Genomic DNA, 24712 nt, shown 5'->3' with positions numbered 1-24712 from the left:
GCATGAAATACCGTTTCACCTTCGCGGCGAGCATCTTAGGACTAATGGCATCCCTTTCGGCTTCCCCGGGAGAACTCACTCTACCGGGAGGAAAACACCTTTCCAAAAAGGCCCGGCTCGGCCAGAAACTGTTCTTCGACACCAACCTGTCCACGCCACCGGGTCAGGCATGCAGCAGTTGCCATGATCCGGCCACGGCTTTTTCCGATCCGAACAAGAGCCAGCCGACCTCCAACGGCGCGCTGAAAACGCTCAAAGGCAACCGCAATGCGCCGACCGCGGCCTATGCCGCCTATACCCCGCCATTCCACTACGACCCCATTCTGCGCCTGTTCGTTGGGGGGCAGTTCCTGGACGGACGCGCTCCGACACTCAAGGAACAGGCCAAAGGACCGTTCCTCAACCCCTTGGAAATGGCCAATCCTGATAAACAGACGGTAGTGAACAAGGTCCGTGAAGCGGAATACGCCTGGATGTTCGACGAGGTGTTCGGTCCCGGCTCGCTCGATAACACCCGTAAGGCCTACGACCGGATCGCAGCCGCAATAGCCGCCTTCGAACGGTCACCGGTGTTCGCCAGGTTCGATTCCAAATATGACTATTACCTGAAAGGGAAAGTGAAACTCACGCCGCAGGAAATGCGCGGGCTGGTGATTTTCGAATCCGAGGAAAAAGGCAACTGCGCAGCCTGTCACCCGAGTCGGCCAAGCGCGGACGGCACCCCACCCTTGTTCACGGATCACACCTACGACAACCTCGGCGTGCCCAAGAATCCGAACAACCCCTTCTACGCGCTGCCGCCGACGCTGAACCCGGACGGGCCGGCCTTCGTCGACCTGGGACTGGGCAAGCGGGTGGGCAAGTTCTGGGAGGACGGCAAACTGAAGGTGCCGACCTTGCGCAACATCGCTCTGACCGCGCCCTACATGCACAACGGCTATTTCAGCACCCTGCGGTCCGTGGTGGACTTCTACAACACCCGCGATGTCCGCCCCACCTGTTGGAACGAACTCGTACCCGAAGCCGATGCCCAACGCTTGGGCTGTTGGCCCGCACCCGAGGTCAAACAGAACGTCAATGGCGATGAGCTCGGCAATCTGCGCCTGAGCGACCGGGAGGTCGACGATCTGGTCGCGTTCCTCAAGACCCTGACCGACGGTTACCGGCCGGAGTAAGGGAGTCAGGAAGCCGGGGTGACGGGGATGTAGAAGAATCCGATGGCGAGTATGCAGTAGACGCCGATCAGCAGGAGCCCGTCGAACCAAGTCGATTGGCCGTCTCGGACCAGGTCGCGTGTGACCACGACGGCGAGCATGACGGCGACGATCTCGAACTGGGAAAACAGGAGGTCCATGTCCCGTCCGATGAGCATGCTGAAGAACACCAAGACGGGCGCCACCACCAGAGCGACCTGGGTGCTGGCACCGACGGTGACGCCCAGAGCCAGTTCCACCTGGTTGGAGCGGGCGAACCGGATCGAGTTGAAGGTTTCGGCGGCGTTACCCACGATCGCCAGCAGGAAAACGCCGGCGAACAAGGGTGTCAATCCCATCGCATCGGCCGCCGGCTGGACGGCGTCCGTCATGATTTCGCTCATGACGCCCAGGGCGATGGTCACCACGGCGAGGACCGCAAGCGCCCGGTCCCTGCTCCATCCAAGCTCGCCGCCCAACGGCTCCGGTTCGGCCTTGCCTTTTTGTTCGAGCTCCTCGGCGGCCGCCGCGACACCGAATACTGCCTTCTGGCTTCGGAGGGTGAGAACGATGCTGCTGCAGTAGACGAAAAACAGCACCGCTGCTATGTGGACGCTGATCTCCTCATCGGAACTCGCGCTGAAGTGAAACACGGCAGGAATGATCAGGGCGATCGCCGCCAGCATCAGTGACGCCGCGTTGCGCCTCGCCGTCTTGGAGTCGAATTGCTGCTCTCCATGTCTCATACCGCCGGCAAACAGCGACAAGCCCAGACCGAGCAACAGATTTCCGATGATGGAACCGGTCAACGAGGCCTTGACGACGTCGACCAATCCTTGATGAAGCGCGAACAGCCCCACGATGATTTCGGGCGCATTGCCGAGGGTCGCGCTGAGCAAGCCGCCGTAGGTGGGCCCCAGATAACTCGCGAGCGATTCGGTGGCATCGCCCATCAGCGCCGCAAGGGGCACGATCGCCAGAGCAGACGCCAGGAACACCAGCGTCGGGTGGGCATCTCCCCAGTCCAGACCCAACGCAATCGGAACGAATACCAGCAACCAGTTCAGTCTCACACTCGGGGCTCCCAAGATTGATGGCGCATAAGAATGTTCTCTCAAAACAGTCGTCACGCCTGCCAACCACAATCGCGCGGTTTGAACCAATCGGCGCAACGACCCAACTAGCGCTGCTGGTCGCCCCCATCCCGGTCATCGCCGGCCATCTCGTAGGCATGAGTATGGACTGCTGTTCACCCGGCTCGAACTCGTCGGCATCATCCTGTCGATGAAGGTCGCCCGGAGCCTCCTCGGCGACCATGCCCCGACCCGGCTCGAAGGCATGATGCCGATCGGAGTCTACCTGATGTTCGGAATCGGCTTCATCCATGCCTCATCGCCGTAGCCGACGGACAAGAAACTTACACATAATCCCAATAAAAATTTAACGAGCCTGACGGATATTTATGAAGCTCGGCTTTGAGACCGGCACCGCGATGTTACCGTCAGGTTAAAGCGGATTCCCGGCGTCCTCTTCGTCTTGGCTTCCGCCGGACAGACGTGTTAGCCTGAACCCGAGTGTTACAGGCCGTTTCGAACGACCGACCCGTCCGGCACAACGAACATGTCGAACTTCAAGGGGGTATCCAAGTACCATGGCAGATTCAACCGCGAACAGTACCAGCACAGACGCCGGCGAAGCCGAAGCCCTGAAATCGATCTCGGATGCGATGCGTGATGCCGTGCAGAACGCCACGGAAGACGCGGCGAAGGTGAAAGAGAAACTGGCCGGCATGGATGTGGGACGCTCGCTGTCACGCTTCGCCTACACCAGTTCCTACATGGTTTCTTACGGCATCGTCTACGGCACCGTCTTCATCGCGCGCGCCATTCCCCAGGACAATCCCATCGTCGAGGGATTCATCGACGGCGGCCGCGCTGCTCTCGATGCGCTGAACGAAGCCAAGGAAACGCCGGTGACCGCACCCACCACCTGAGCCGCGCCGCCGGCCCAGGGGCGCGATGACGCCCCTTCGCAAAGGAATCATCGTCAATTCGTTGGTCACTCAGGACAGTCGATAATGCCCTACGCCGCTTCCAGTCCCCGCGCTCCTAAACACTCCGGGACCAACAGCATCACCGTCTCGTTTCCCGCCCCCGGAACCATTGCCGTCCACGGCCAGGAGATGTTCAGCGACCCCGATACACCGGTGTGTCGGGCTTTCCTGCGGCGGGTATTCCGGGTACCGCAAATCCGGGGCGCGACGATCAAAGCGGCGCCGGCCTGCCGCGCCGAGCTGCATTTCGACACGAAGCGTCATGCCGCGAAAGAAGTGCTGGGGCGAGTGGCAGACTGCCTGGTGGAAGACGAAGGCACGCCAGCGGAGGGCGAGCCGGTTTTCGCGCCGATGATCACCGCGCGCGATCGCCAAGGCGTCGTGCATTACCATCGCTTCGGCAAGCGCGTCACGGGCTGGCAGGTCGTGAGCGACCAGACCGGCTCGATCCGGCTGAAGAACCCCGTCCTGTACCGCAAGAACAATCTGTGCCAGGCCATCGAGCGGGAGCTGATGAGCGTACTGGGGGTCGATCGCTACAAAACACACTCGCTGCGGTGCACGGTACAGATCGACTACGATCCACGCCGCCTGAGCCAGACCAATCTCATCGAGATCCTCGACAGCGCCCTGGAAACCGCCGAGCACCAGGAAGCACTCGACAGACTCGACCTCGACCTGACCATCTGCAGCCTGTCCATCCCTCTGGCGGCGACCGCGCAGTTCGCCGTTCCCGCCCTGCTCCCACTGTCCGCGGCGGTATTCGCCTACACCTCCATCCCTTGTTTCCGGGGAGCCTACGAACGTCTCTCGAAGGAAAAGCGGATCGGCTGCGATTTCCTGGATTCGATCGTCGTGCTCGGCTGCCTGGGTACCCTGCAGCTCCTGCCCGGCGCGGTGCTGGCCTGGTGCCTGTCCTTCGGCCGGCTGCTGGTCAAGAAGACGGAGGACAATTCCAAGAAGATGCTGCTGAATGCCTTCGGCAAACAGCCCCGCCATGTTTGGCTGGTCAAAGACGGCGTCGAAATCGAGGTACCCATGGACAAGGTCCGGAGGGGTGACATCGTCGCCGTCCACACCGGGGATACCGTACCGGTGGACGGCCACATCGTCGAAGGCATGGCAATGATCGATCAGCACACGCTGACCGGGGAATCCAGCCCCGCGGAAAAGGGCGTGGGAGACCGGGTGTTCGCGTCCACCGTCATGGTGGCCGGCAAGATCTTCGTCTCGGTCGAGCAGTCGGGCGGTGAAACGGCCTCCGCCAAGATCAGCCAGATTTTGAACGACACCGCGGGCTATAAGCTGTCATCCCAGAACAAAGGGGAGAAGCTGGCGGATCGGGCCGCCGCTCCGACCCTGGTCGTGGGCGCCATCGCATGGGCGACCATCGGACCCAACGGCGCAGTCGCTGCCCTGAACAGCGACCTCGGCACCGGCATCCGGATGGCGGCGCCGCTCGCACTGTTGTCTTCCCTGGCGCTGTGCGCGCAAAAGGGTGTCCTGGTCAAGGACGGCCGGGCACTGGAACTCATGGGCAGGATCGACACCGTGCTGTTCGACAAGACCGGCACCCTCACTCGCGAGTGTCCGGAGGTCGGCCGCGTCATCACGGCGAACGGTTTCGCGGAAAACGAGGTGTTGATGTATGCCGCCGGTGCCGAGCAGAAGTTCCATCACCCCATCGCCCTGGCCATCCTGAAAAAAGCGGAGGAATGGGGCATCGACCTGCCGGCGACCGACGAGACCCAGTACAAGGTCGGCTACGGCATCGACGTCAGGGTGAAAGGCCGGCGAATCCGGGTCGGCAGCGCCCGCTTCATGGAGATGGAGGGCATTGGGCTGACCCCGGAAATCAAAGAAGCACTCGATGCCGCCCACCTCGAAGGCTATACCATGGTGATGGTCGCGATCGGCGACCGGATCGGCGGAGCACTGGAACTCCAGGCGGCAGTCCGCCCCGAAGTGAAGGACATTGTCGCCGGCCTGCGGGCGCGCGGCGTCAAGCACCTGGCCATCATCTCCGGCGACCACGAGGCGCCTACCCGCAAACTGGCCGAAGAACTGGGCATGGACCGCTATTTCGCCCAGGTCTTGCCGGCGGACAAGGCCGATTACGTGGAAAAGCTGCAGCAGGAAGGCCGTACCGTCTGCTTCGTCGGCGACGGCATCAACGATTCCATCGCGCTGAAGAAGGCCAACGTGTCGATCTCGCTGCGGGGCGCCACGTCCATCGCCACGGATACCGCCCACATCGTGTTCCTCGAACAGGGCCTGGGCAAGCTCTGCGAACTGCGGGACATTTCCCGTGAGCTGGAGCGCAATATCGCGCGCAGCTGGGCCATGATCATCGCCCCCAATGTCGCCTGCGTCCTCGGTGTGTTCACCCTGGGCTTCGGCGTGGCGGCCTCGGTTTTCACCAACAATGTCGCGGCGCTCGCGGCGCTCGCCAACGGCCTGCTGCCGATGCGGAAGGTCGCCCTTCTGGAAGCCGAACGACGCCACCAGCTCGAACTCGAACTCAAGCGGGCGGGCTGTGCCGAGGCGGACCGGAGCGGAGTCCCTAAAGCCGGCGAGGCGATGGAAAGGGTGAAGGCGGCGGAAATCGACGAAGCCGACGATGACAAGGGGCGCGCGCTGGCGGCCTAGGAGTCCGGCTCCGCTCGCATCGCCCGCCCCGCTTCGAAACAGCCCAGGAGAGAATCGCCCATGTCCGAACCAAACACCCCCACATCCCGTGGCCGCAGAAGCAAAACCGCGACCGCCGTCCCGGAAAGCGCCGGCGGGCGGCCGGCTCCGAGGTTTCGCATATTCATCTTGGATACCGGCTGGACCTCCCCCGCCGCGCAGGTGATCCGGGACAATTTCGAGATGATCCGCTCTTTCCAGGACGGTGACCCGCTCTACGTACTTTCCCCGGAACAGTCCCGTGACATCGTCAAGCGGCATCCGCAGTTCATCGGCAAGGACCCGGTGCTCATCGTCCGCGACATGCACCGATCGGGTCCGCGCGATGGCGGCGAGTACCACGGATTCCATCTCAATCTGGGGCTGATTCAGAAGCCGGTCCGGGCGCTGCACGCCCTGCAGGAGTTCCTGCGCTTCCTGAGCCTGCACCACGACAGCCCCAATATCGAAAAGGACATCAAGGACAGGCTGCACAAGGACGGCTTCCTGGGTACGATCGAAGTGATCCGTGAGGGCGCCAAGGATGCCATGGGCGCCTGACTGGACCGCCCGTTCGACCCGTATTTTCACCCCGTTGAATCCGGAGGACAGACGCATGGAACAGGTGACGAACGCACTGACCACCGCCCTGGCGGCCATTTTTCTGTCGGCCATGATCATCGAAGTCCGACGCCGGCAGAAGCAGTTGCAGGAGCTTTACAACGTCCTGGACGAACAGGACAGGCTGATCGTCATGGAACTCGACCGCATGGTCGAACTCGGCGAAATCAAGCCCTATGCCGATTAGCCGTTTCGCCGACGAGCCGCGTGCTCCCAACATAACGATGTATGGCCGGTAGGATCGCGTTCGGTTCCAGCTGGCTACGCATCGAGGATACGGCGGTCTTCGGCCCCGGCCGAGCGAAGGTCGCCCGCCGTTTTGCCCGGCGGGTGTTCACCCTCCCGGAAGTCGAGTCACTCGAGCTGGAACCCTCCCGGGGATGTGCGCTCATCAGACACCGCACCGCGAAGACAGGCGTCGACGCTTTCCGCCGGCGGCTGGCCGCCGCGGTGGACGTCGAGGAAGAAGGGCGGGCAGACCGGGATTTGCCGCAGTGGCCGGCGGATTCCCCCGTCACGCTGCATCGGCATGACGACCTGATCTCGCTGTTCCGGATCGGGTCCGCCGCCAATGGCTGGCTCGAATTGCGACATCCGTCCTTGCAGGGCAATGCCATACGTCTCCGAACCATCGAAGCCGCGCTCGGCGCACTCGATGCCGTCCGGCGTGTTTCTGGCCATGCCGCTTCCGGCACGATCCGAATCCGTTACCACGCCGGTTCACTGGAACCGGCCGCTCTGTTACGCGTCGCCGAGGGGCTTCTGATCGCCGAAACGGCATCATGCATTCCCGAACCCGCGGCGGTGGATTTCCGGGTCGCCAACGCCAGTGTCGGACTCGGCGCCGTGGGGGAGTTGATGCTGCCGCTCGCGACGCCGCTCGCGGCAGGTCTGCTGGTGGCGGGCAATCTCCGGGTGCTGCAGGATGCCGGCAAGCAGATCAGCCACGGGAAACTGGGCGTGGCGGTGTTTCACACCGCCCTGCTCGCCTGCTCGATCGCCACCGGCCAGGTCCTCGCGTATGCCCTGACCGAATGGTCTCTGCGCTATTGGCAGCAGAACTGGCGGAAGCATCTGACCCGGGAAACCCGGGCGCTTCTGGAAGACAACCTGCCGGTTCCGGCACAGACCGTCCTGCTGAGCCCCGAAGGCATCGAGTCACGGGTCGCTTCCTCCGATCTGCGCGCCGGCGACCGGGTCAAAGTCTCTGCGCCCCGGATCATCCCGGTCGACGGCGTCGTCCTCGCCGGCCAGGCCCTGGTCCAGGAATCCAGCCTTCGCGGACATCCGGGCCTGGTACGGAAAACAGCCGGCGACGAAGTGCTTGCCGGGACCGTCGTGGCCAACGGTTCCCTGGATATCCAAGCCGTCCGCACCGGACCAGAGACCCGGGCCGCCGGTCTCACAAGGCAGGTCCTCGACACCGCCTCCCTGATGCCCGCCGACCGAACCATGCGACGCCGAGCGGAAGAACTGGCGGACCGCACGGTGTTCCCTACTCTGGCCACCGCCGGCGTAGGCTGGGCCGTGGGCGACCTGATCACGGTGGGCGCCATCCTGCATCAGGACTGGGTCAGCGGCCCCGACATGGTCCTGCCGATGGAGACACTCCGGGCCATGCGGCTGGCCTGGCGCGCCGGTGCCCTGCTCAAATCCGCTTCGGCTCTCGCCCGCATGAAGGACAGCGACTTCCTGGTGATCGATGGCGATCTGCCGGGCCTCCTCGATCCGCAGCTCGAGCTGGCCGAAGTGGCCAGCCAGGCGCCGTATACCGACACGATCCTGCGGCACGCCGCGGGCGCCGGACTGTTCCTCGGCGACGAACGCGCCGAGGCGCTGGCCCGAAGCTGCGCCCAGCGTGGGCTGGTCGTCCGCGAGCCGGAACTGCTGTCGCTGGACGCCAATGCGGTCGAGGTGCGGAGCGGCCGCCATACCGTCAGTCTGACGGGAGCTCTCAGCCACTCCGAGGCGGTCACGGCGCCATTGCGGATGCGCATCGACGGCACCGACGTCGCGGAGCTGCGGTTCACTTACTCGCACCGGCCGCGCGCAAGCCAAACCCTCGCCTCTCTCCGCGCGCTCGGCATGCGGCAGATATTCGTCGTCTCGTCACGCCCCGAGGCCGAAACCGCCGAACTCATGCGCCGCCTCGGTGCCGATCTTTCCGGCGGCGGGCTGAACGCGGAGCAGAAGATCCGCTTTCTACGGGGGCTGAAAAACCGGGGCGTGCGGACCACGCTGGTCGGCGACTTCGACAAGGAGTCCGAGATGGCGGGCGAAGCCCATGTCACCATCGGCCTGGTAAACCCGCTGGGTGACAGCGGGCCCTGCGACATCGCGCTCCTGAGCGAATCGCTCGATCCCCTGGTCGCTCTGATGGAGCTGGCCCGAAGCCATGACGCCAACGTCGTTTCGGCCTGCCGTACGGCGGCTATCCCGAATCTGCTTTGCATCGCCGGCGCCTTCGCCGGTATCCTCAACGGCATTACTTCCGGCATCATCGCCAACCTCGGTGTCGTGAACGTCGACCGCCGTCTGCGGCGAGACCTGCAGATGGCAAAGGTGCGTCGCGTTCCGCTTCTGCGCTGAACGAGCCCGGCGCTCGCCGGAGTCCGGAGCCCTCTCCGCCAGTCTTGCTGATAGGCATGAAACACCTCATTCCAGCCATACCGCCGAGCCATTACGAAGCCGAACAGATCCGGGCCATCGCCGCATGGAAACGGCGTAAGCCTCATCTGGCGAGCCCGCTCCTGAACCGCGCGCGGCGGCCGCTGGTCCGGCTGGGCCGGAAGATCATACCCGCCCCTGCTTCGCGATTCGCGCTCGACGCCCTCAACAAGATGGCCGAACAACTGGTACGGGACGACTGGATCCTGCGCCACGGTGGAATTCGCAGCCTGGAGGAAATCGGCGCGCAGTCGCTGGAATTCAGCGACCGCTTGGCCGACAAAGTCATCGAAGAAGGACTCAAACTCGCCACCGGTGTAGGCGCCGTGACCGGCACGGGCAGCCTGGGTACCGTCCTGGTGGGCGTTCCGGCATCGCTGGGCGTGGCGCTGCGGCTGATCCATCGCGTGTCCCAGGCCTATGGCTATTCCACGGAGCGCACGGGTGACCGCGGCTTCATGCTGCACATCCTGGCGCTGGCCACCGCCGAAACGGCCGAGGAACGAACGCGCGCCCTGGAGAACTATCATTGGCAGCTCGAGCATCACCTCGTCGGCGACGCCGTGAACGACGCAGCGCTGGCGGTACTGCAGCGGATCGTATTCGGCCGCAAGCTGGCATCGTTCGTTCCCGGCCTGTCCGTCGCGCTCAATGCCTATGCCAACCGGTCCTTCAGCCGGCGCGCCGGCCTCGCCGCCAAGCACGTTTACCAGGAACGCTGGCTGCTCGATCGCGGCAGGATCGCAGGCTGGATAGCACCCACGTGAGTCGCGATTGAGCCGTGCCACCTGCTGCAGGTAACATGGGTGGTCCGACCTCGAAGCAACATAAACATGACCGAAAGTCCCAATCCCGGGCGCAAATCTACGAAGCGGCGTAACAGGCCGGCAGCCCTCCCTGCTCCGCCCCGGCCCACCAGACCGGAAAAGAGCGAACCATCCCTCGAAAATGGCTTCGCGATACTGGACGCCCTCGCCATCGAACGAAAAACGGAACAGCGGATACGCCGCATGCCACATGACGTCGCCTGGCTGCTGATCACCGCCGGTGTCGTCGGGCTGGTCACGCCCGGTGTGCTGGGCCTGCCTTTCCTGGCCATGGGGGGGCTGGTGTTGTGGCCCGGCAGCAGCACGCGCCTGGAGCGGTGGCTGAACGGGCAGCCGCCGCGGCTGTTGAAAGGTAGTATGAGACAGATCGGCCGTTTTCTCGATGACCTGGAACGGCGCTACCCGCCATCAGCCCGCTAATCGTCCCCGCTTTCTGGGGTGCGAATCCTCGTTTCCATTCGACCGATGCTGAGCTACCGCCACGGCTTCCATGCCGGCAATTTCGCCGACGTCCTCAAGCACGCGGTGCTGACGCAGATCGTCCGCTCGCTGCTGCGCAAACCGGCGCCCTTCTTCTACCTCGACACCCATGCCGGCGCCGGGCGTTACGACCTGGAATCGGCCATGGCGAAGCAGAACCGGGAACACCGGAGCGGAATCGAGCGCTTGTGGAAGCTGCCTTCGGTACCGCCCGAGCTGGAGGATTACCTGGCCGCGGTGAGGATGCTCAATCCCGGCGGCCGATTACGGTTTTATCCCGGTTCGCCGCTCATCGTCCGGCATTTCCTTCGCGGCGGCGAACGGATGGTCCTGTGCGAGCTGCACGGCACCGAGGTCCTGTCGCTGCGCTCTCTCTTCGCCGGCGAACGCCGGATCACGGTCCACCCGACCGACGGCTACCAGGGCCTCAAAGCCTTCCTGCCGCCTCCCGAGCGGCGCGGCCTGGTGCTTTGCGATCCGTCCTTCGAACTGCGCAACGAGCGCGAACGGATGACCGAAGCCGCGGCGGGGGCCTGGAAACGCTGGCCCACCGGCATTTTCGCCTATTGGTACCCAATCCAGGACCGCCGCACCGCCGACCGGCTACGCCGGAAATTCCGCCAGACCGGCATCGACCGGTTGCTCGCGATGGAGCTGTCGGTGCTGCCCGAAAGCGGTGACAAGCGGATGTACGGCAGCGGCATGATCGTGATCAACCCACCCTGGCGCCTCGACGAACACATGAAGACCTTGCTGCCCTGGCTGCACGCGACCCTCAGTCCGGAGGGCGAAGGCGGCTGGCGGCTGGAGTGGCTGGCGGGCGAACCGGACTAGAGAAGCGCGGACGCTGGACTTCGAACCCGCCTCCGCCTCAGTGCAGCTTGATCTTCGGCCGCAGCTTCTGGCTGAAGAAATGAGCGATCATGATCAGGCCGACCCGCAACGGCCCGAACAGTGCGTACTGGTGCATCTTGTAAAGGCTCAGGTAGACCAAGCGGGCAATCACCCCTTCGATCATCACGCTGCCGAGGAGATTGCCCATCAGATTGCCCACCGTGCTGTACTTGCCTAGGGAAACCAGGGAACCGTAATCGCGGTAACGGTAATCGACCGGCGCCTTGCCGGCCAGAAGCCGCAGAATGTTCTCGTAGGCAGTGCTGGCCTGCTGGTGAGCCGACTGCGCGCGCGGCGGCACAGTAGTGTTCCTTTCCGGCCAAGGACAGGCGCTGCAGTCACCGATGGCAAAGATGTGGTCGTCCCGTGTCGTCTGCAGCGTCTGGCGCACCACGACCTGATTGAGGCGGTTGGTTTCCAGATCGGTCTGCGCCAGGAAATCCGGCGCCTTGACGCCAGCCGCCCAAACCTTCAGCGTGGCGGGAATGAATTTGCCGGTATGGGTGAGGACGCCATCCGGCCGTGCCTCCACCACGCGCTCGCCAAGGTGCAGTTGGACATCGAGCGCCAGGAGCTGCTTGACCGTGGATTCGGACAGACGCGGCGGCAATTCGGGCAACAGCCGGGGGGCAGCCTCGATCAGATGAATCTTGATATCCGAGGGTTTGACGTTGTCGAGGCCGTAAGCCGCCAGCAGTCGGGTCGCCTGGTGCAGTTGGGCAGAAAGTTCGATGCCGGTGGCGCCGCCGCCGACGATGGCTACGTCGAGCTGACCGGGCTGCTTCGCCCCGCCCATGGCATGGGCGCGCATGTAGGCCTCCAGCAGGCGCCGGTGGAACTGCTGGGCCTCTTCCGTAGTGTCCAGGAAGATGCAGTTCTGGGCCACGCCGGGTACGCCGAAATCGTTGCACACGCTGCCGACGGCGATGACCAGAATGTCGTAGGGATAGGAACAGGCGGGAATCACCTCCTCGCCTGCGGCGTTGGTCATCGGCGCGAGCTTCACCTGTTTGGCGACGCGATCCAAACCGTTCATGCGCCCCAGGACGAAACGGAAATGGCAGGCGTTGGCCTGCGCCAGGTAATCCAGCTCATCGTCGTTCACGTCCATCGTGCCCGCCGCGACTTCATGCAGCAGAGGCTTCCAGATATGGGTGGGATGGGCGTCGATGAGGGTCACCTGCGCCTTTCCCTTCTTGCCGAGCGTCTTGCCCAGTTTGGTTGCCAGTTCCAGGCCACCGGCGCCGCCGCCAATGATCAGGATGCGAGGTGTCGGTTGCTCGTTCCGTTTTCGTTGCATGAATCCCCTTCCATTCTTGTTAGGTTGAGTCCTAAAAAAGTTTAAGCCCTACGCCGACCTCTGTCTCCTTCATCGTGGCCGGGTCCGAACAGTTTGCGAAAACGCCGGCGCACCGGCTTTCCTGCGAATTCCGCGAAGCCTTCGCCGAAAGCCCGGCGGCAGCGCGACTGGCGTTGTTCCAGGTGACCGACCAGGACTCCCATCGCCAGCAGGGTGTCGAGCGGCTGGCCGTCCTGTCTCAGGGTTTCCGCCAGGCGCAGGAGGCGGGCGCGCTGGACGGCGGTGTCCTGGCATTCGCCGAGGACGTCCTGGAGCTTCTTCAACTGGGCGATGAGATCCCGGAGCTTGCCATCGCCCCGCAGCGAAGCCGAGAACTCCAGCAGATAGCGCAGTTTCTTGCCCCGCTTCCGCAAGGCGTGGAACGCATCCTGCGGACTGTCCGGCCCGAGCGCCGCGCCCTCCCGCAGCATCGACCGGTAAAGTTTCCAGATGCGCCGGCCGCAGATCTCGCCGGCGGGAACTAGGGCGTTCGGCGCCGCCGGACGCTTCGGCGCGGGCCGTTCGAGGAACCGGCGCCAGTTTTCGATCGTGCGCCGGTAATCCTTGCGCCGCATACGCTCTGCCAGTATCCGGTGAGCAGACGCCGTTTCCCGTTCGAGATACGACTGCAGCGGCGCCAATGCCGGCCTCAGCGACTCGGGCAGCATCGAATGGTAGAGGGGCAGATCGGCGAGCATGACCTGGCAATCCCGCAGCGGCCCGGTCAGTTCGCCCAGACGACCGAGCCGGTCCAGCCAGCAGCGGGCATCCCGTTCGGGGAACACGCCTTTCAGCTGCCCCAGCAAGGTCCGGCTGCGGCGCAGGGCCACACGGTAGTCGTGCAATGCCTCGGGGTTTTCCAGAATCCCGGTTTCACTGCACTCCATGCGATCGAGATACTGCGACGCGAACCGGCGTACGATGGCATCGGCACGGCATTCCGCCAGCGGCGGGGTATCGGCCTTCCCCGATTCCTCCTCTATCTCCTGCATCACCCGCGCTCCTCGAGCAACATACGGTTTCGGCTCCGGCCCGCGGGCGGGAAGTATCAGTTCTGCTAAGATTGCGGGAGAGCCATTCGCAGCCCGATTATGGTGGTGATCCCCCTCACGCGGCAACCGCCGTACCTGCTCGCCTCCAGGCTCTGGCGTTTCCACCCGCTCGAAACTGAATGAAGCACACGCACTACCAGTCTGACGCCTCGAAATTGGATGCCGAACAACTGCACCGGCTGTTCGAACAAGGCTATCCAGCCCAAGCGGAAAACATCCGCAAGGCACTGAACCTCGCCATCGACGCGGCGGCAAAGGATCCCGAGACCCGCCCGCGCGGCGTCGACGTCGGACATATCCTGCTGAACCTGAAGGTGGATGCTTACAGCATCCAGGCCGCGCTGCTGGCCGATCCTTATCTGCGGGAGACGCTGCCACAGGAATTCATCCGGGGCCATTTCGACGAAGAGACCGTCCGGCTGTTGGAAAAGGTCAACTGGCTCAATACCTTCAACGAATATTCACTGCAGGATAATCCCGGCCCCGAACAAGCCGAACTGCTGCGGCGCATGCTGCTGTCCGTCGTCAACGACGTCCGCGCCGTGCTGGTCCGCCTCGCCTACCGGGTACAGCGCATGCGCATCCTCAAATATCAGGACAGCGACGTCCGGGAGTCCATCGCCCGCGAAACCCTGGAGCTCTATGCCCCCTTGGCGCACCGGCTGGGCGTCGGCCAACTGAAATGGGAACTGGAAGACCTGTCGTTCCGCTACCTGCATCCCGACGAATACCGTACGCTCGCGAAGTCCTTGAACACCAACCGCGCCGAACGGGAAGTCTACATCCTGAATTTCATGGGGCTCTTGAGGGACGAGCTCAAGAAACTCGGCATCGACGCGCGGGTATCGGGGCGCCCCAAGCACCTGTACAGCATCTGGAAAAAGATGGAGCGCAAACATGCCCAACTGGCCGATCTGTACGATCTTCTGGCGGTACGCGTCACGGTGGACAGCATTCCGACCTGCTACACGGTGCTGGGCGCGGTCCACGGCCTGTGGCCACACATTCCCAAGGAGTTCGACGATTACATCGCCAACCCCAAGGATAACGGCTACCAGTCCTTGCACACCGTCGTCATCGGGCCCGACGACCGCCCGGTGGAAATCCAGATCCGCACCCAGGCGATGCACGAATTCGCCGAATACGGTGTCGCCGCCCACTGGCGCTATAAAGAAGGCGGCGGGCAGGACGCGGCTTTCGACCGCAGCATCGCCTCCCTGCGCCGGCTGCTGGAGAGCGAGGAGGACAACGATTCGCTGTTGCAGGACTTCCGCGAAGAGCCTTTCGGCGATGCGATTTTCGTGCTCACACCACGCGCCCAGGTCATCCGCCTGGCCAAAGGCAGCACCCCGGTCGATTTCGCTTACGCCATCCACTCGGAAGTCGGACATCGCTGCCGGGGCGCCAAGGTCAACGGCGCCATGGTGCCGCTGACCCACCCGCTGAAATCGGGCGACAAGGTGGAAATCCTCACTGCCAAGGAGGGCGGCCCAACGCTCGGCTGGCTCGACCCGCGTTTGGGATACGTGCGGACCGCCCACGCGCGCAACAAGATACGGCAGTGGTTCAAACAGCAGGACCACGACAAGCACCTGCGCGCCGGCAAGGCCATACTCGACAAGGAAAAGCACAAGCTCCAGACCCGGGACGTCGACCTCGACGCCCTGGCCCGCCATTTCCACCTGCCGCGGCCCGATGACGTCCTGCTCGCCATCGGCCGCGGCGACATCGGTCCCGGACAACTGGCCGCCGCGCTCCAGGTGCCCGGATTCCAGCCGCCTCCCGTACCGCCTCGGAAACCGGCGCGCGCGGCCGTCCGCGGAACCGGCGAAGTGACCGTGCAGGGGGTCAGGAATCTGCTGACGCATTTCGCGCGCTGCTGTGCGCCGATCCCGGGCGATCCTATCATCGGCTATATCGGCGTCGGCCGCGGCGTGACCATCCACCGCCAGGACTGTCCCAACGTCGTCCAGCTCCCCTCGGGCAAACGAAACCGGCTGATCGACGTCGCCTGGGGGGAGGAAACACGGGTGTTCCCTGTCGAAATCGAGGTTCGCGCGTTCGACCGCAAAGGACTGCTCAAAGACATCACCCAGGTGCTGGCGCATGAGCACATCAACATCCTGCGGACTTACACCGAGACCAACCTGCAAGACCAGGGCGTCGTCATGGACATCACGGTCGAAGTCCACGACCTCGGCCAGCTCAGCACCGCATTGGAAAAGATCGGGCAGATCCATAACGTACAGGAAGCCCGGCGGAAACTGCCTGGCTAGGGCAACGCCACCACCTTTCGCCGTGCAGTGGCGACTCCCGGTGCCAAGAAGACTGACGAATGGTCACGACCGCGAGCATGACTTGAATCGGCTTGCCCCGCGATCAGGTACCCCGAAAAACCTCCGTGGGTCGTGCCGTTCGGGTACGAAGTATTTTTGTCGGGGAACCCGTGGCCTACGGGCTGGGCGGATGGGCGAGGAACCATTCCAGCAGCCGGATCATTCCCGCCACCGTACCGACGGAACCGACCACCCCGAGGGTCTGACGATGGATGGCCTGGGTCAGACACACTTCCCCCTCCTCGATCTCCTTTTGCAGCCGCAATCCGGTCTCGCCCACCTGGCCGGGGTCAGTTGTTCGTCGAGTCCTGGCGCTACGCTCATGGCCGTTCCAGAAACCGCTCGCGTCGCGGTTGGGCATGGGCCCGCTGAACGGCCCCCGCACCCGGACGAGGCTGGCCGGTCCGTTATCGTGGAACTGGGGAAGACACCGAAACGCCCGCCCGAGATGGCGGGCAGGTTCTGTCCTGCCGGGCTGTGATTCGATCACCTCCCCATTCCCGCCATCGCCCTCCTTCCGGCGCGCATGAAGCCGCCGCCATGACGCCTCCACACGATGTTCACCCGCGGCTCGTTACGGCTCGGTTGAACCGTATTCGCTCAAATTCATTTCAGGTTCATGCAGTTGGCGTAATACGTCACCGTCGCCGGCCAGTCCGAGAAGATGCCCCGGATACCCACGTCCCTGGCCAGTACGTCGAGCACGCGCATCATGTCGCCTTCGCGATGGATCGCCGAATCGAAGGTCTGGTAATAAAAACCGTTATTGCCATCCGCGAGGATGCCGGAGCGTTCCAGCGTCCAGGTGATGATGTCCAGACCGGCACGCCTGACGTTCCTGGCGTACTCCGAAGCCACGATGTTCCCGGCGGCATCCACGTCCAGCAGGGCGAAGATCGGCGGCGCGACGATGTTGATGCCGTCGGCTTTGTACTGTGCCAGCTCGGCGGCGCCGGGCAGGTCCGCCACCTCCTCGGCGTCATCCAGATAGACGGCCTGTCTGCCGAAGGCAGGCTCATGCTGGATCCAGTACAGCACGTCCGCCTTGTTGAAGGATTGCGCAAAAACCTTGCTGGCGGGAACCAGCGCTTCCTTGTACTCGTCGATCATTTTTTGCGCATAGTCTTCCTGGCTGAAACCGTCGAAAGGCATCGACACGACGGGACTCTTGAGCTCCGGCGTCATCTTCACGCCCAGTTTTTTGAACAGTGCGATGCTTTCCTTGTGAGTCATCAGCGTGCCGCTGGTAGGTCCGGCATAGAGATTGGTTCGCCAGTCCGGCGTACCACCCTGGAACTCCACCGGGGTCTTTGCCCTGGGGTTGAAGGCGTCCATCTTGCCTCTGAGCATCTTGAATTCCGCCAGAGTGACGTCGGTGGTACGGCACTCAGCGCTCGCCGGAGTGATCAGGTTGCCGCTGGCGTCGAAAGTAGCCGGCGTGAAGGGCTTGGTACACTTCGCCGCCAGTTCGGGAATGGTGAGGATGTTGGTGGTGGTGTGCAGATCGTTCTGGGCATGGCGGCAGACCAGTTCCTTGTCTTTGGTGAAGGTCACGTCGCACTCGATGATGCCGGCCCCCATGCGTGCCGCAGCCTCGTAGGACTCCCGGGTGTGCTCCGGAAACTGCAATGCTGCACCGCGGTGACCAATCGCAAACTCGGCCTTTCTGAATGGTCCTTCGGAACATTTCAGCAGCTTGCTCTTCAGCTTGCCATCCCTCATGTCATTGACCAGAAAGAACGGACGCGGCCCCAATTGGATGCCGTCGGTCCTGCCGGCCATCACCTCGCCCGAAACCGCGGCCAGGCACGAGGAACCCACAAGCAAACTGAATAACAGACGTATTTTCGACATGTTCATCTCTCCGATTACGCGCTGATCACCAGCCGGCGCGGGTCGAGCCCGGGTGCGGAAACATGGATGAAAACGGGCTGACCGCCTACTGGCTGTCGGTGGATCGGCCGGAATGGCTCCGCCGCGGGGATTCTGCGGATGTCCGGCGCCCTTTCGGCCCGGCAAGCCGGGTCGAAACGGTCGCTACGGTAATCGGTGGAAATGACAGGGGCGTGACCGGCGGCCGCCATGGGCGGCCATCGCGCGGCTATCCCTTGACGCCGCCCTGCATCAGCCCGCCGAGGTAGTATCGCTGCGCTGCCAGGAACAGAACGATCACCGGCACCACCGTGAGGGCTGCACCCGACATCATCAGCTCGGTGTCAACCGCATGCTCCCCCATCAGGGCAGCCAGCGCCACCGGGAGGGTTTGAAGACGGCGGTCGGTCAGAACGATCAGGGGCCAGAGGAAATCGTTCCAGCTCCCGAGGAAGGTGAAGACCGCCAGCGTAATCAAAATCGGCCGGCATAGGGGCAGCACCAGCGACCAGAAGATGCGCAGCTCACCGGCCCCCTCCAGCCTCGCCGCATCGAACAGGCTTTGTGGCAGTGACAGCGCATACTGCCGCACCAGGAATATCCCGAAAATGCTGGCCAACCCGGGAACGATCACACCGGCATAGGTGTTGATCAGGCCGAGCTGCTTCAGCAGCAGGAACAGCGGCAGCATGGCGACCTGCCCCGGGATGACCATGAAGGTCATCAACAACCGGAATAGCGTATCCCGCCCCACGAACGGCAGGCGGGCGAAGGCGTAGCCGGCGGCTGCGTTGACCAGCACCGACAGAGCCGTGACAGCACCGGCCAGCACCAGGCTGTTCAACGCATACCGCGCAATCGCCAGGCGATCGAACAATGTCCGGTAATGCTCCAGCGTCGGGGCCTCGGGCCAGAGCGGGGGCGGATAGCGCATGGCTTCGGCCGCTGGCATCAACGACACCGAAACCATCCAGACCAGCGGAAACAGGGTCGCCGCCGTCGCCAGCGACAGAACGAGGTAGAAAATCAGAGCCGGATACCGCATCGGTCCTGCGTCACTCGGTCCCCAAGATTTCCCCGCTCGCCCGGCCTTGGCGCGCCGCGCGGGCCAGACTCACATACTTACTGCGCATCAGCGCCAGTTCCTCCTCCTCGAGTTCCTCCAAATCCAGCAACGCATTGTCGGCGCGTTCGACGGCGCGGATGAGTTCGTCCAGCTTCACCTGGACGGCCTCGGTATCGCGATTCTGCGTATGCTGGATCAGGAACACCATGAGGAAGGTCACGATGGTGGTCGCGGTGTTGATGATCAGTTGCCAGGTATCGCTGAAACCGAAAATCGGGCCCGTGATCACCCAAGCCAGGATAACGAACAGGGCGAGGTTGAAGGCGAGCGGTCTGCCGGACAGACGCGCGAACAGCCGGGCGAAACGGTCGAACCTGGCATTCCAGTAGCCGATGTTGTCGAGGTTCTCGGTGAGGCGTGCGGCGCAACGGCGCGCCACATCGTACAGGTTCAGGTCGGATGACATTGCGGTACTCCTCCTTCTTGTTTGATGTTGGGCTAATAGCTCATTTTCGCGGATCCAGGGTCTCTGGGTCGCGTTGCGCTATACCACGGCGTTCCTCCGGATGGCAAGAAAGGCCCGGGACGGGGGAATAAGGATATGACTTCCTGCTACTCGAAACAGCTCGGCCAGTTCGTTATTCTGGGACGTAACGGTGGCTACATGATTTTTGTGATGAATGAAAGCGACTGGCTACTGCTGATCTACAAGGTCCCTGCCGAACCCAGCAAGAAGCGTCTTGCGCTCTGGCGCAAACTCAAGGGACTCGGGGCCGTCTACCTCCAGAATGGAGTCTGCCTGTTGCCGAAATCCGACCATCATCGGCGCCAGTTCAAGATCATCCAGAACGAAATCGGCGAAATGGGCGGCGAATCTTTTCTGTTGGAGAGCAGCGGTTTCGACAGGCGGCAACAGGAATTGATTGCAGGCCGCTTCAACGAGGAACGCAACGCCGAATACCGCGAGTTCCTGGGGCGCTGCGCCGATTATCTCGCCGAGATCGAACGGGAGACGGCGGCCCGAAACTTCACCTACGCCGAGCTCCAGGAGAACGACGAGGACTTGAAGAAGCTGAAAAGCTGGCTGGAGAAGATCGGCAGACTGGACTTCTACGGCGCCGAGCTGGCAGCGGAAGCCGCCCGGCAACTGCTGCTCTGCGAAGAACGGCTCGAAGAATTTTCCCAGGCGGTGTTCGCCGCCGAACACGAACGGCTGAAATCCCGACCCTTCCCCCCTTCGGAGGAAAACCCATGAGCGAAATCTCGCTGGCCGGCGTCCTCGTCACCTTTCAGGTGACGTTCACCGAATTGTTCATCGCCTCCACCGTCATCAGTTCGGTGGCCTACAAGCACGGCTGGCAGAGCGCCGCCTTGGGCAGCCTCGGTGGCGCCTTGGCGGTGGCCGTCGTTTCCTTCGGTTTGGCGCAGCTTGGACTGCTGCTGCCCATGACCGCCTTGGACTGGATCTCGGCCTTGCTGCTGCTGGGCTTCGGTGTGTTCCTGCTCTACGAATTCTGGGCGGCGCACCAAGTCGCCGAGGAAGCCGTGGAAACGCTCGAGGTCTATGAGGACCCGTCCAGCCGGCGCGCAGCGAATGCCCTGTCCGCCGGCAATCCGTTGATCTGGTCCGGCATCATCGTGGCGTTCTGGGGCATGTTCGCCGAAGGGCTGGAAATCATGGTGGTCTGGCTGGGCATCGCCTTGAAGCAGGGCATGGCCACCGCCACCGCCGGCGTTCTGATCGGTCTAGCGGTCATCGGCGTGACTGCGTTGCTGCTCGGAAAGGCCGGTGTCTTCCGCAGGCTTCCTGCCAAGTATCTCGACCTGATCGCCGGGGTCATGGTGAGCCTCTACGGCGTCCATTTCATCACCGAGGCCTCGGGTGCATGACGGAAAGCACATGAATTGAGTGGTTTCCAAGTCCCGACCTGCTTCCCCGTCATGGCCCTGCATTTTTGCGATCCCGTAATTTTCCGTTAATGTCGCGGATGGTACAAAAGGCCCGCGGTGCGAAACTTACCTCTAAATCTTGAAGCGAAGCTTCCGAAAGTTTTCCCGCGACCTTAAACAACACACGCGGAGTATCTCCATGAAGACTCACCCGATGACCCTTGCCGTTTTGGCGTTCGCCCACTTCTCTGGCCTCGCGGCCGCCGGCGAGGAGAAGGAACTGTCCGCCAAGCAAGTTCCTCGAGCCGTCCATGAGGCTTTTCAGAAGGCCTATCCGGCGGCGAAGGAGGCCAAATATTCGGAGAAGACCACGGACGGCAAGATCGTGTATGAAGTGGAATTCGAGGATCGTGGCAGGAAGCTCGAGGCGACCTACGGCGCCGAGGGCGCGTTGATCGAAACCGAGGAGGAGATCAAGCCCACCGAGCTTCCCGAACCGGTCGTGAGCGCGATCAAGAAAGCGCACCCGGGCGCCACGGTGAAGGAAGCCGAGAAGGTTTTCAACCCAAAAGGAACCGTCAGTGGGTATGAAGTGGAACTCGCCGATGGGAAAAAGCGGCTGGAGCTCGAGCTTGATGCAAACGGAACCATCGTGAAAACGGAAACCGATACGGACGGGGAGGACTAGGCCCCGACAGGGGAGATTGCATGACTTTCGGCCGCGGTAAATACCGCGTGCCGAGGTCATGCAGGACCTTTGGGGGGGTGGCACAGGGATTACTACTTTCGGCCCTGAAATATAGAGGGAAAGGAGAGTCCGATCGTCTTCAGCCTTTGCCTTACGCAAAGGGAGGATTCCTGTTTCGTTCCCCATGACCGAGCGGAAACGCTTTGGCGATGGCGTCCGTCAGACATGCTGGTATATTCGGGCTTACCCGAATCAGCCCGGACCGAAGAAGATGAACGCCAGCGACAGTGAAAAGAATGATCTCCGCCGGAAAATCCAGGATTGGGCGATCCGCCAAGGTTCCGTCGCTCGGGATCCGCAGAATTGGAAGGCGCTGCGCGAGGCCGCCGTTCGCTACTGCCGTGAGCTGGGCACCATCATTCCGGGGGGCGAGATAGCCCCCTCCGCTCCCGGTGTCCAGGCCGACCGGACCAGTCAAAGACTCTTGGAGATCGCAACGCTGGGTCCTGACGCCGCCCTGGCCGAATTGGGCTCCGGTATGGGGGGGCTGACGGAGCAGGAAGCCGAACTGCGGCTCCGCGAGCATGGTCCCAATGCAATCCGCCAGGAAAAGCGGCCGATTTTGGTCAGCGAGCTGGCCATGCGTCTGCGGTCGCCGCTCAATCTTCTGTTACTGATCCTCGCTACGGCCTCCTTTGCACTGGATGATCGCAAAACCGCGGTATTGATCGCCGTCATCGTGGTCCTGAGCAACCTGCTGTCGCTCTGGCAGGAACGACGCGCGAAGCTGGAAGCGGAAAAGCTGCGGGCCCTGGTCAAAACCACGGCCACGGTGGTTCGCCGCGCGACCGGTACCGCATTGCCTGTCAGCCGGGAAATCCCACTGGAATGCTTGACGCCGGGCGACGTCATCCATCTCTCGGCGGGCGACATGGTGCCGGCGGATGTCCGGGTGCTGGCGGCCAAGGATTTTTTCGTCAATCAGGCCGCTCTGACGGGCGAATCCATGCCCGTGGAAAAATTCGGTTCGGCGCAGACCGCGCCCGCTCCCCTGGAGCTGAAAAACCTCTGCTTCATGGCCACCAACGTGGTCAGCGGTTCGGCCACGGCCGTCGTGGTACAGACCGGCGCCGGCACCTACTTTGGCAGTATCGCCGGGCACCTTCTGGGACGGCGTGTCCTGACCTCCTTCGACCAGGGGCTCAACCGCTTCGCCATGCTGATGATCCGGTTCATGCTCGTCATGGTGCCACTGGTCTTCCTGCTCAACGGGTTCACCAAGGGCGACTGGATGGAGGCCTTCCTGTTCGGCGTGGCGGTGGCCGTCGGCCTGACACCCGAAATCCTCCCAATGATCGTGACCATCAATTTGGCCAAAGGTGCCCTGGCGATGTCCCGCAAGCGGGTGATCGTCAAGCAATTGAGCGCCATCCAGAATTTCGGTGCCATGGACATCCTCTGCACCGACAAGACCGGCACCTTGACGCAGGGGCGGGTCGTGCTGGAGAGACATCTCGACCTTCGGGGCGAGGAGAGTCCCCGGGTGCTCGAATTCGCCTTCCTCAGCAGCCATTTCCAGTCCGGCCTGAAAAACCTGCTCGACGACGCCGTGCTGCTCCATGCCCTCGACGATGGACTGCCGCAGACCGACGGAGACTGGCTGAAGGTCGACGAAATCCCCTTCGATTTCGTCCGGCGCCGGATGTCCGTCGTGTTGGAACGGGAGCCGGGCCGGCACCGCCTGGTTTGCAAGGGCGCGGTGGAGGAGATGCTGGCCGTCTGCACCCATGGAGACACGGAGGGGGAGCGTTTCGATCTGGACGAGTCTCATCGTCGACGTTTGAAAGAGTCGACCGCAGCCCTGAATGAAGAAGGTTTCCGGGTACTCGCCGTGGCCTACAAAGACATCGAGACACCCGAAATTTCCTACGATGCCAGCGCTGAAAAAGAGCTCGCGCTGATCGGCTACGTGGCTTTCCTCGATCCCCCCAAAGACAGTGCCGCCGCGGCCATCGCCGAACTCCGCGAACACGGCGTCGCCATCAAGATTCTCACCGGGGACAACGAAATCGTTACCCGTAAAATCTGCCATGACGTGGGACTGTCGATGGAACGGGTGGCCCTCGGCTCCGCCATCGAGCAACTACCGGATTCGGAATTGGGGCACCTGCTGGAGACCACCACCGTATTCGCGAAGCTTTCACCCCTGCAGAAAGCGCGCATCATCGGCCTGCTGCAGCAGAGGGGGCATGTGGTGGGCTTCCTCGGAGACGGCATCAACGACGGGCCCGCTCTGAAGGAGGCCGACGTCGGCATTTCCGTGGACGGTGCGGTGGATGTCGCCAAGGAGTCCGCGGACATCATATTGCTGGAGAAAAATCTGGAAGTGCTGGACGACGGCGTCATCGAGGGCCGCAAGGTCTTCGGCAATATCGTGAAATACCTGAAAATGGGAGCCAGCTCCAACTTCGGCAACATGTTCAGCGTGGTCGGTGCGAGTGCATTCCTGCCGTTTCTGCCCATGACGCCGCCACAGGTCCTGCTCAACAATTTGTTGTATGATCTGTCGCAAACCACGGTCGCCACCGACGACGTCGATCCTGAATACCTTGACCGGCCTCGCCAGTGGGAAATCGGCCACATAGCCCGCTTCATGCTGTGTGTCGGGCCTGTCAGCTCGCTTTTCGATTACCTGACCTATTTCGTTTTGTTCTCGGTTTTCGATGCCTGGAGCCGGCCCGAGCTGTTCCATACGGGCTGGTTCGTGGAGTCGCTCTTGTCGCAGACCCTGATCGTTCACGTGATCCGGACGGAGAAAATACCGTTTCTGGAGAGCCGGGCGAGTCTTCCCTTGCTCGTCACCACGGTGGCGATCTGCTGCGTCGGCATCTGGCTTCCGTATTCCTCGCTGGCTGCGAACCTCGGCTTCACCGCCTTGCCAGGCGGTTATTGGCCAGTACTGTTCCTGATTTTGGCGGGTTACATCGCGCTGACCCAGACGATCAAGGTCTGGCTGAACAGGAAATATCGGATCGATTGACATTACGCGGGACTATCTATGGCAACG

21 protein-coding genes are annotated in these 24712 nt (G+C 62.8%); 14 read left to right on the top strand and 7 right to left on the bottom strand.

What is annotated here, in order from left to right; all coding sequences use genetic code 11:
- Positions 1 to 2 precede the first annotated feature (2 nt).
- Positions 3 to 1175: a cytochrome-c peroxidase gene (locus H156_RS0104510; RefSeq protein WP_017364315.1), complete on the top strand. Its 1173-nt coding sequence runs from the start codon at positions 3 to 5 to the stop codon at positions 1173 to 1175.
- A gap of 5 nt (positions 1176 to 1180) precedes the next feature.
- Here the strand turns inward: H156_RS0104510 and cax are convergent, their stop codons facing one another.
- Positions 1181 to 2266 carry a calcium/proton exchanger gene (gene cax, locus H156_RS0104505; RefSeq protein WP_017364314.1) on the bottom strand — a complete coding sequence of 362 codons (1086 nt, stop codon included), beginning with the start codon at positions 2264 to 2266 and terminating at the stop codon, positions 1181 to 1183.
- 578 nt (positions 2267 to 2844) lie between these two features.
- Here cax and H156_RS15795 point away from each other — a divergent pair.
- From H156_RS15795 to H156_RS0104455, 8 genes are all read left to right on the top strand, one after another.
- A complete protein-coding gene (locus tag H156_RS15795) occupies positions 2845 to 3186 on the top strand; it encodes a hypothetical protein (protein WP_017364312.1) in 342 nt (113 codons plus the stop codon).
- Positions 3187 to 3270: 84 nt separating this feature from the next.
- Positions 3271 to 5895 (top strand): heavy metal translocating P-type ATPase, encoded by a 2625-nt coding sequence (locus tag H156_RS0104490; protein ID WP_248617038.1) that lies wholly within the window; start codon positions 3271 to 3273, stop codon positions 5893 to 5895.
- A gap of 168 nt (positions 5896 to 6063) precedes the next feature.
- On the top strand, positions 6064 to 6474 hold the full coding sequence (locus H156_RS15790; RefSeq protein ID WP_026597580.1) for a hypothetical protein: 411 nt from the start codon (positions 6064 to 6066) through the stop codon (positions 6472 to 6474).
- A gap of 55 nt (positions 6475 to 6529) precedes the next feature.
- Complete coding sequence (locus tag H156_RS15785; RefSeq protein ID WP_017364309.1) at positions 6530 to 6721, top strand: hypothetical protein; 192 nt, start codon at positions 6530 to 6532, stop codon at positions 6719 to 6721.
- Between the two features lie 41 nt (positions 6722 to 6762).
- Positions 6763 to 9123, top strand: coding sequence for a P-type ATPase actuator domain-containing protein (locus H156_RS0104470; protein WP_017364308.1), 2361 nt, complete (start codon positions 6763 to 6765; stop codon positions 9121 to 9123).
- A gap of 56 nt (positions 9124 to 9179) precedes the next feature.
- Entirely contained in the window at positions 9180 to 9968 is a 789-nt protein-coding gene (locus H156_RS0104465; protein ID WP_017364307.1) for an EcsC family protein, read from the top strand.
- Between the two features lie 243 nt (positions 9969 to 10211).
- Positions 10212 to 10448 carry a hypothetical protein gene (locus tag H156_RS17460; RefSeq protein ID WP_228370166.1) on the top strand — a complete coding sequence of 79 codons (237 nt, stop codon included), beginning with the start codon at positions 10212 to 10214 and terminating at the stop codon, positions 10446 to 10448.
- Positions 10449 to 10493: 45 nt separating this feature from the next.
- Positions 10494 to 11342 carry a 23S rRNA (adenine(2030)-N(6))-methyltransferase RlmJ gene (locus tag H156_RS0104455; protein WP_017364305.1) on the top strand — a complete coding sequence of 283 codons (849 nt, stop codon included), beginning with the start codon at positions 10494 to 10496 and terminating at the stop codon, positions 11340 to 11342.
- Between the two features lie 37 nt (positions 11343 to 11379).
- Here the strand turns inward: H156_RS0104455 and H156_RS0104450 are convergent, their stop codons facing one another.
- Both H156_RS0104450 and H156_RS0104445 read right to left on the bottom strand, forming a co-directional pair.
- Positions 11380 to 12702 carry an NAD(P)/FAD-dependent oxidoreductase gene (locus H156_RS0104450; protein ID WP_017364304.1) on the bottom strand — a complete coding sequence of 441 codons (1323 nt, stop codon included), beginning with the start codon at positions 12700 to 12702 and terminating at the stop codon, positions 11380 to 11382.
- A 41-nt stretch (positions 12703 to 12743) separates the two neighbouring features.
- Positions 12744 to 13733 (bottom strand): CHAD domain-containing protein, encoded by a 990-nt coding sequence (locus H156_RS0104445; protein WP_017364303.1) that lies wholly within the window; start codon positions 13731 to 13733, stop codon positions 12744 to 12746.
- A 179-nt stretch (positions 13734 to 13912) separates the two neighbouring features.
- Here H156_RS0104445 and H156_RS0104440 point away from each other — a divergent pair, with 179 nt between their 5' ends.
- On the top strand, positions 13913 to 16069 hold the full coding sequence (locus H156_RS0104440; protein WP_017364302.1) for a RelA/SpoT family protein: 2157 nt from the start codon (positions 13913 to 13915) through the stop codon (positions 16067 to 16069).
- 175 nt (positions 16070 to 16244) lie between these two features.
- Here the strand turns inward: H156_RS0104440 and H156_RS16960 are convergent, their stop codons facing one another.
- The 4 genes from H156_RS16960 to H156_RS0104420 all read right to left on the bottom strand — a co-directional run bounded on the left by H156_RS16960 (position 16245) and on the right by H156_RS0104420 (position 19533).
- Complete coding sequence (locus H156_RS16960; protein ID WP_161625734.1) at positions 16245 to 16490, bottom strand: hypothetical protein; 246 nt, start codon at positions 16488 to 16490, stop codon at positions 16245 to 16247.
- 245 nt (positions 16491 to 16735) lie between these two features.
- The gene (locus H156_RS0104430) at positions 16736 to 17983 is read right to left on the bottom strand and encodes a glycerophosphodiester phosphodiesterase family protein (RefSeq protein ID WP_081504071.1); all 1248 of its coding nucleotides are present in this window, start codon (positions 17981 to 17983) and stop codon (positions 16736 to 16738) included.
- A gap of 247 nt (positions 17984 to 18230) precedes the next feature.
- Positions 18231 to 19046 (bottom strand): carbohydrate ABC transporter permease, encoded by an 816-nt coding sequence (locus H156_RS0104425; RefSeq protein WP_017366250.1) that lies wholly within the window; start codon positions 19044 to 19046, stop codon positions 18231 to 18233.
- 10 nt (positions 19047 to 19056) lie between these two features.
- The gene (locus H156_RS0104420) at positions 19057 to 19533 is read right to left on the bottom strand and encodes a low affinity iron permease family protein (RefSeq protein ID WP_010961172.1); all 477 of its coding nucleotides are present in this window, start codon (positions 19531 to 19533) and stop codon (positions 19057 to 19059) included.
- 135 nt (positions 19534 to 19668) lie between these two features.
- On the opposite strand from H156_RS0104420, the gene H156_RS0104415 reads away from it, so the two are divergent.
- The 4 genes from H156_RS0104415 (at position 19669) to mgtA (ending at position 24685) form a co-directional block, all read left to right on the top strand.
- On the top strand, positions 19669 to 20322 hold the full coding sequence (locus H156_RS0104415) for a Chromate resistance protein ChrB (protein ID WP_017366251.1): 654 nt from the start codon (positions 19669 to 19671) through the stop codon (positions 20320 to 20322).
- Positions 20319 to 20957 (top strand): hypothetical protein, encoded by a 639-nt coding sequence (locus tag H156_RS0104410; RefSeq protein ID WP_017366252.1) that lies wholly within the window; start codon positions 20319 to 20321, stop codon positions 20955 to 20957. The genes H156_RS0104415 and H156_RS0104410 overlap by 4 nt, the downstream gene beginning before the upstream one ends.
- A gap of 139 nt (positions 20958 to 21096) precedes the next feature.
- Positions 21097 to 21645: a PepSY-like domain-containing protein gene (locus H156_RS0104405; protein WP_248617037.1), complete on the top strand. Its 549-nt coding sequence runs from the start codon at positions 21097 to 21099 to the stop codon at positions 21643 to 21645.
- A 271-nt stretch (positions 21646 to 21916) separates the two neighbouring features.
- Positions 21917 to 24685: a magnesium-translocating P-type ATPase gene (gene mgtA / locus H156_RS0104400; RefSeq protein ID WP_017366254.1), complete on the top strand. Its 2769-nt coding sequence runs from the start codon at positions 21917 to 21919 to the stop codon at positions 24683 to 24685.
- Positions 24686 to 24712 lie beyond the last annotated feature (27 nt).

Source organism: Methylococcus capsulatus str. Texas = ATCC 19069, assembly GCF_000424685.1.
Classification (GTDB): Bacteria; Pseudomonadota; Gammaproteobacteria; order Methylococcales; family Methylococcaceae; genus Methylococcus; species Methylococcus capsulatus.
Note: the sequence above shows the minus strand (reverse complement) of the source record. Positions and strands in the feature narration are given on the sequence as shown.